Origin of the sequence: Nocardia sp. NPDC058497 (assembly GCF_042720195.1) — a bacterium.
Lineage (GTDB): Bacteria > Actinomycetota > Actinomycetes > Mycobacteriales > Mycobacteriaceae > Nocardia.
The window spans coordinates 1-1,272 of the sequence record NZ_JBHXMY010000998.1; the positions used below are offsets into that span (position 1 = coordinate 1).

Sequence of the window (1,272 nt, forward strand, 5' to 3'; positions counted from 1 at the left end):
CCGTCCTGGTCACCCACGATCCCTTCGACGCGATGGTGCTGGCGGACCGGCTGATCATCGTCGAGAACGGCGCCATCGTCCAGGAGGGGGCGCCGACCGACGTGGCCCGCAGGCCGCGGACCGATTATGTCGCCGACCTGGTCGGGCTGAACCTGTATCAGGGCACGGCACAGGGAAACTCGGTCGATCTCGGCGGCGGCGCTGTCTTCACCGTCGCCGAACCCGCGCACGGCGCCGTCCACCTCGCCTTCGCCCCCACCGCGGTGAGCCTGTACCCGGAACGCCCCAGCGGCAGCCCGCGAAACACCTGGCAGGTCACCGTCACCGGCCTCGAACAGCACGCGTACACGACCCGGGTCCGGCTGTCGGGCGCCCCGGCCGTGCTGGCCGAGGTCACCCCCGCCACCGTCGCGGACTTGCGCCTGCACAGCGGCGCCCAGCTGTGGGCATCGGTGAAAGCGACCGAAATCCACACCTATCCGGCGTGATCGACACGCACTGTCCGCGACGTGTACTGACCGGAACCGGAGACCGATCGATCTAGGCTGAGCCCATGCGCCTGAGCACCCGAAACCAACTCGACGGCACAGTCCTCTCGGTCACGCGCGGCGAGGCCATGGCCGTGGTCCGCGTTCGCCTCACCGGCGGCGACGAGATCACCTCCTCGATCACCCGCGACGCCGTCGACGACCTGGAACTCACCGAGGGGTCCGCGGTCAAGGTCCTCATCAAATCGACCGAAGTCACCCTCGGCATCGACTGATACCCCCGATCGACCGACCCAGATCACTGAAGGTCACTTGAGCCGGCGCCACGTTCCACCCTGCCTGCTTCCGGCAGCCAGACCGGACTACAACCAATCCGGTGCACCGGAGAACCAGTCTTCGTCGGGTTGGTCGCCGGCTGTTGATGGCCATCGAGCGTCGACGGCATCCGCGGCTTGCTGGGACGGTATGCGCCGCACCAGGAGTAGATACAGGTACGCCTCTTCTGCGTACCGCTCGATGTCCTCCGAGCCATCGTCGGCTCTGGTGAAGTGGCCTTCGTCCAGCAGGGCGGCGAGTCGAGCCCGTTGGGCGGCGGCTTTACGATCCTGAGCGGCCGCGTGGTTCCGGCGGGCCGCCGACAGCCATGCTGGACGTTCTCGACGCAACCTTCGAATGTCGTCCCTCGTCCAAGGTCTGTCTCTTATAAACAAATGACACTTCCGAAGAATAGAGATGTGTATATATCGGTGGTAGACGTTTAATTAAAAAATGGGGGGGGGTGTGG

The 1,272-nt window shown here is 65.6% G+C and carries 2 protein-coding genes; both read left to right on the forward strand.

The window, feature by feature from the left end; translation table 11 throughout:
* The coding region (locus tag ACFWPJ_RS33210; RefSeq protein WP_378857541.1) for a TOBE domain-containing protein at positions 1 to 488 on the forward strand (488 nt) is incomplete at its 5' end.
* Positions 489 to 553: 65 nt separating this feature from the next.
* Entirely contained in the window at positions 554 to 763 is a 210-nt protein-coding gene (locus ACFWPJ_RS33215; protein ID WP_378857543.1) for a molybdopterin-binding protein, read from the forward strand.
* Positions 764 to 1,272: the final 509 nt, after the last annotated feature.